This window comes from Solidesulfovibrio sp. C21 (assembly GCF_047785625.1).
Taxonomy (GTDB): Bacteria; Desulfobacterota; Desulfovibrionia; order Desulfovibrionales; family Desulfovibrionaceae; genus Solidesulfovibrio.
Map to the genome: position 1 here is coordinate 1 of NZ_JBLODY010000133.1, position 5,383 is coordinate 5,383.

Here is a 5,383-nt window from a genome sequence, read left to right on the forward strand (position 1 = left end):
GGTGGGGGGTCCGGGGGAGGGAACCCCTTTTTTCAAAAAGGGGTTCCCTCCCCCGGTTCCTCTTCATCCTTCTCCACAAGGATGCTTACACCATGCAAAAGCGCACCATTATCGTTTCGGGGTTGGCCGCCACCTATCCGCTCGGCGGCGTGGCCTGGGACTATATCCAGTATCTCCACGGGTTTTATCGTCTTGGTCATGACGTATATTATCTGGAGGACACGGGCGGCTGGGCCTATGATCCGTTCAACGTCACCTTTGTGGACGATTTGACCTATCATACGAAGTACCTGGGCGATTTTCTGGAGCGGCTCGATCCCGGGCTGGCCAAGCGCTTTTGCGTCATCGGCCCGGACGACCGGCATTGGGGCATGTCCGCCGAGGATCTGGCCGCGGTGGTCAAGCGCGCCGACGTCTTTTTCAATATTTCCACCACCTGCCAGTTGCGCGAGGCCTACGCGAAAATCCCGGTCAAGGTGCTCATCGACTCCGACCCGCTCTACACCCAGTCGAGCTTCCCGGATTATCTGGCCGGCACGGCCTCGGACGAGGAGAAGAAGAACATCGAGAACATGCGCCGCCATGACGTGTTTTTCTCGTTCGGGGAGAATGTGAACGAGGATTTCTGCACCGTGCCCAAGGGCATTTTCGACTGGATTCCCACTCGCCAGCCCATTGTGCTCGACGCCTGGGCCGGCGCGCCGGCTAAGCCAGCCCGCGACGTGTTCACCACGGTGTTGTCCTGGCAGCCGGCCCAGAAGGGGCCGCTGGTCGGCGGCGTGCAATACGGCGGCAAGAACATGGAATTCGAGAAGATGCTCGCCCTGCCCCAAAAGACCCCGGCCACCCTCGAGCTGGCCCTTGGCGGCGGCAAGCCGCCGCGCGAGCTTTTGGAGGAAAAGGGCTGGAAGCTGCGCGACGGGTTTTCCATGTCCCAGACGCCCTGGGTCTACCGGGACTACATCTGGGACAGCCTGGCCGAATTTTCCACCGCCAAGAACGCCTACGTGGCCACGCGGTCGGGCTGGTTTTCCTGCCGCACGGCCTGCTACCTGGCTTCCGGCCGGCCGGCCGTGGTCCAGGACACGGGTTATTCGCGCTTCATGGACGTGGGCGAGGGCGTGCTGGCCTTTGACGACGAGGCCGGGGCCCTGGCCGGCATCGAGGCGGTGCGGTCCGACTGGGCGCGCCACTCCAAGGCGGCCAAGGCCTTTGCCGCCCGCTACTTCGATTCCGACACCGTGCTGGCCAAGCTGCTGGCCGACGCGTTGCGCTGAGGCGTCAAGCGCTCAATTGTACGAATTGACTTTTTCGTACGGAGTGACCATCTTTCGGGAAACAAGGAGCCAGCCATGCCCTCGACGGATAACGAGAGCCGGATGAGCGCGGCCGATGCCCGGGAGCGTTTCGCCGAGGTGGTCAACCGGGCCGCCTACGGCAAGGAGCGCATCATCGTGTCCAGGCGCGGCAAGCCAGTGGCGGCCGTGGTCCCGATGGACGACCTGCTGTTGCTTTTGGGGCTTGAGGAGCGGGGCGATATCGAAGCCGTGCGGGAAGCCGAGGCCGAAGCGGTGCGCGAAGGCACCGTTGCGTGGGAAACGGTCAAGCGGGAATGTGGGCTGTAGCGCTGCGATATGGCCTACCGCATCGAACTGACGCCGGCGGCCGGGCGGGATTTCAAGAAGCTGCCCGGTGCCGCCGCCAAGCGCCTTGCGCCCCGCATCGATGCCCTGGCGCAGGAACCGAGGCCGGCGGGGGCCCTGCCCATGACCGGCATGCACGGGTATTATCGACTGCGCGTCGGCGATTATCGAATCATCTACAAAATCGAGGATGAGCGCCTGGTTGTGCTGGTCATTCGCGTGGCCAATCGCCGCGAAGCCTACCGCGAGCGCTGATGCGGCCATGAAAATGATTTCCCGACTTTTGTGCTGGGTTCTGCTTTGGCTTGTGATCCCGGTTGCGACGTGTCCGGCCGCCGGCTTCGGCGTCGCGCGCGACAACGGCGTTTCCTGGCTGACGCTGCCCGGCGGACCGCGCTTTTTCTCCATCGGCGCGGATACGGTCAACGGCGGCGACGTCCACTACAAGGACCACGGCTACTATTTCAAAAACTTTTATCCCGATGCGGCGGCCTGGGCGGCGGATACCCAGAAGCGCCTTTACGCCTGGCGCTTCAACACGCGCGGCGGCTGGTCCGATCCCACGACGGCCATGACCCTGCCGCTGGTCGCGGAGATCGACCTCGGCCGCAACGCCAGGCTCCACTGGTTCGATCCCTTCGCCCCGGACGCCCTGGAAAAGACCATCGCCACGGCGCGTCGGCTCGTCGCGCCCTACAAGGACAATCCCGCCGTCATTGGCTACTTCACGGACAACGAGGTGGGCTGGTGGAACGCGCCGCTTTTCCGCTGGTACCTCGGCAATGAGTGGGCCGTATATACCAAGCGCGTTCTCTGGCGCATGATCCACGACCACTACCAGGGCAAATGGGACCGGCTGCTGGCCGATTTCGTGCCCGGCGAAGGCGTGGCCTCCTTCGAGGACCTCAAAAGGGGCGGGGCGGTGCTGCACCTGCGTCCGGGCGGACAGGGCATCCATCTTATTCAGCAATTTACCGCCGCCTGCGCCGGCCGATATTACGAACTGGTCTACAAGGCGCTCAAAACCGTGGATCCGGACCGGCTGGTCATGGGCGACCGGCTGCCGCTCTACTACAACCAGGACGCGGTGCTGGCCTCGCGCGGCTACCTGGACGTGCTTTCCACCAACTACAACGTGGACACCCCGGACGGCTGGGTCGCGCCGTATTATTTCGACGGCTTGGCCAGGTTGACGACCGCGCCGGTGCTCATCTCGGAATTTTTCTTCGCGGCCAACGAGAACCGGTCCGGCAACGTCAACAACGGCCATTTGATGCATGTGCAAACCCAGGCCGAGCGCGCGGCCGGGGCGGCGGCGGCGGTGCGCCATTTCGCGGCGTTCAAAAATATCGCCGGCATCCACTGGTTCCAGTATTACGACGAGCCCTCGGGAGGGCGCGGCGACGGCGAGAATTTCAACATGGGGCTCGTGGACATCCACAACAAGCCCTACGAGCGGCTTACCGCCGCCCTGACCAGGGCCAACGCCGCCGTCCCGGCCATCCATGCCGCAAGCGCCGCGACGCACACCCCGCCCCAGCCGGCGGTGATCCCCATCCACCCGGCCAGGGCGGCCGTGAACGTTGGCGACGACTCCCTGGCCGACTGGCCGGATAAGGCCGAAACGCGCCTGCCCTGGTTTCACGTGCCCGCGCCGCATGTGCCCTTTGGCGACGTGCATCTTTCCTGGAGTCCGGACAGCCTCAACCTGTTCAATCTGGCCCAGAACTATGCCGATCTGTTTTTACTGGCCCACAACGGCGACTTTCCGGTGTCCGAGACCTACCAGATCCATTTGGAGGTCGACGCCGGAGCGGGCCTCAAGCATTTCGCCGCCTGCCTCGAGCCGCGCCCCCATTCCAAGTACAAGGGCCGCTTCGAGCTCGTGCCCCGGCTTTTCGCGGTGGACGACCAGGGGAAGCTCACGGAGATCCCGGCCAAGGGCATCGTCCAGGTCCTTTCCAAGCCCCTGCCGCACATTGCCGTGGAGATGCGGTTGCCGGTCGGACTGCTCGGCGTGGACAAACTCGCGCCCGGCATGCCGCTTAAGATGACGATTTACGCAACGACGTTTTACAGGGAAATGACCATGACCCTGGGCGGCGTGACCACGGGCCGCGGCAAGCGCGGCGCGGCGCGGTCTCTTCCCGCGTCCGCGGTCCTTTCGGGGAACTAGGTTGCAGGGATGGGGAAAAAACGTGCGAGAGGGGAAACCCTTTAAAAAGGGTTCTCCCCTCTCGCGCTCTCCCCTTCCTCAATTTTTCAGGGTGTTAGTGACAACTTCTCTTCCATGGGACAACGTCAGATCTTAACGTGAAGGAACACCGAACATGGCCACGAACATTCTCGTTACCGGGGGCGCCGGCTACATCGGCTCCCATACCTGCAAGGCGCTCAAAGCGGCCGGGTTTACCCCCGTCACCTTCGACAACATGGTCTACGGCCACGACTGGGCCGTCAATTGGGGACCGCTGGTGCGCGGGGATATCCTGAACAAGGGCGAGCTCGACGAGGTCTTTGCCGAGTACAAGCCCGTTGCCGTGCTCCATTTCGCCGCTTTTGCCTATGTCGGCGAATCCGTGGCCGATCCCGAGAAGTATTACCGCAACAACGTGGCCGGATCGCTTTCGCTGCTCTCGGCCATGCGCCGGGCCGGCTGCAGGCACATCGTCTTTTCGAGCACCTGCGCCACCTACGGCGCGCCCGAACGGGTGCCCCTGACCGAGGACCATCCCCTGCGCCCCTTAAGCCCCTACGGCACGAGCAAGCTCATGATCGAGCAGATGCTGCGGGACTTCGACGCGGCCTACGGCATGACCTACACGGCGCTTCGCTACTTCAACGCGGCCGGGGCCGACCCGGACGGCGAGATCGGCGAGGACCACAATCCCGAGACCCACCTCATTCCCCTGGTCATTGCCGCGGCCCTTGGCCGCATCCCCCGGGTGGAGGTCTTCGGCACCGATTATCCCACGCCCGACGGCACGGCCGTGCGCGACTACATCCACATCGCCGATTTGGCCGAGGCCCATATACTGGCCGTGAAAAAGCTGCTCGATGGCGGGAAAAGCGCTGTCTTCAACCTGGGCACCGGCACGGGCAATTCCGTGCGCGAGGTGATCCGGGCCGTGGAGAAGGTGTCGGGCAAGCCCGTTCCGATGGTGGAAGGGCCGCGCCGGGCCGGGGACTCGCCGGGGCTCTATGCCGATTCCGGGGCGATCATCCGCGAGCTCGGCTGGCAGCCCAAATATATGAACCTGGAAGCCATCGTGGAGACGGCCTGGCGCTGGCATGTTGCCCACATGCCCGGCAAAACCAGTTGCAATATCCGCTAGGGCAGGTACAGAAAAAGAAAACTGTACTTGAAGGGGGGCGGCATGGACTACGTTGCGCTGGGCATCGATTTCCATTCCATCCGCAACAAGAACGAGGAACGGGTCATCGACCTCCTGCCCGAGGTGTTGGCCGAATTCCCCGATTGCCGCCCCACCCGGACCAATATCGAGGACATCTACGCCCTGGCGCTCAACCTGCTCCCGGCCCGCTACACCCAGTCCGTAACCCTGGTCATCAACGAGCCCGTCACCGACAACGCCATCCGCCTGCGGCTGCGCGAAGCCATCCGCACCGTCCGCGCTCGACCGAATTTGTGAGAGGGTGAAAAGGCGCCGGGGGAAACCCTTTCTGAAGAAAGGGTTTCCCCCGGACCCCCTTCCCAAAGACTTCTAACGGTTACAGGG

General features: G+C 63.6%; 6 protein-coding genes. All 6 read left to right on the forward strand.

Annotation, left to right across the window (positions count from 1 at the left end; genetic code table 11):
* Window positions 1–92 precede the first annotated feature (92 nt).
* The 6 genes from ACMZ6R_RS19920 (at window position 93) to ACMZ6R_RS19945 (ending at window position 5,296) form a co-directional block, all read left to right on the forward strand.
* On the forward strand, window positions 93–1,277 hold the full coding sequence (locus ACMZ6R_RS19920; RefSeq protein WP_416114696.1) for a glycosyltransferase: 1,185 nt from the start codon (window positions 93–95) through the stop codon (window positions 1,275–1,277).
* A 75-nt stretch (window positions 1,278–1,352) separates the two neighbouring features.
* Complete coding sequence (locus ACMZ6R_RS19925) at window positions 1,353–1,625, forward strand: type II toxin-antitoxin system Phd/YefM family antitoxin (RefSeq protein WP_416114697.1); 273 nt, start codon at window positions 1,353–1,355, stop codon at window positions 1,623–1,625.
* A gap of 9 nt (window positions 1,626–1,634) precedes the next feature.
* The gene (locus tag ACMZ6R_RS19930) at window positions 1,635–1,898 is read left to right on the forward strand and encodes a type II toxin-antitoxin system RelE family toxin (RefSeq protein WP_416114698.1); all 264 of its coding nucleotides are present in this window, start codon (window positions 1,635–1,637) and stop codon (window positions 1,896–1,898) included.
* 7 nt (window positions 1,899–1,905) lie between these two features.
* Window positions 1,906–3,819 carry a hypothetical protein gene (locus ACMZ6R_RS19935; protein ID WP_416114699.1) on the forward strand — a complete coding sequence of 638 codons (1,914 nt, stop codon included), beginning with the start codon at window positions 1,906–1,908 and terminating at the stop codon, window positions 3,817–3,819.
* 154 nt (window positions 3,820–3,973) lie between these two features.
* A complete protein-coding gene (gene galE / locus ACMZ6R_RS19940; protein WP_416114700.1) occupies window positions 3,974–4,978 on the forward strand; it encodes a UDP-glucose 4-epimerase GalE in 1,005 nt (334 codons plus the stop codon).
* Between the two features lie 42 nt (window positions 4,979–5,020).
* Window positions 5,021–5,296, forward strand: a complete 276-nt coding sequence (locus tag ACMZ6R_RS19945) for a late competence development ComFB family protein (protein ID WP_416114701.1) — start codon at window positions 5,021–5,023, stop codon at window positions 5,294–5,296.
* The last annotated feature ends 87 nt before the right edge of the window (window positions 5,297–5,383 follow it).

Bases quoted from the DNA above. Each gene is read 5' to 3' on its own strand.
- ACMZ6R_RS19920 (WP_416114696.1), top strand. From the start codon at position 93: ATGCAAAAGCGCACCATTATCGTTTCGGGGTTGGCCGCCACCTATCCG.
- ACMZ6R_RS19925 (WP_416114697.1), top strand. From the start codon at position 1,353: ATGCCCTCGACGGATAACGAGAGCCGGATGAGCGCGGCCGATGCCCGG.
- ACMZ6R_RS19930 (WP_416114698.1), top strand. From the start codon at position 1,635: ATGGCCTACCGCATCGAACTGACGCCGGCGGCCGGGCGGGATTTCAAG.
- ACMZ6R_RS19935 (WP_416114699.1), top strand. From the start codon at position 1,906: ATGAAAATGATTTCCCGACTTTTGTGCTGGGTTCTGCTTTGGCTTGTG.
- galE (WP_416114700.1), top strand. From the start codon at position 3,974: ATGGCCACGAACATTCTCGTTACCGGGGGCGCCGGCTACATCGGCTCC.
- ACMZ6R_RS19945 (WP_416114701.1), top strand. From the start codon at position 5,021: ATGGACTACGTTGCGCTGGGCATCGATTTCCATTCCATCCGCAACAAG.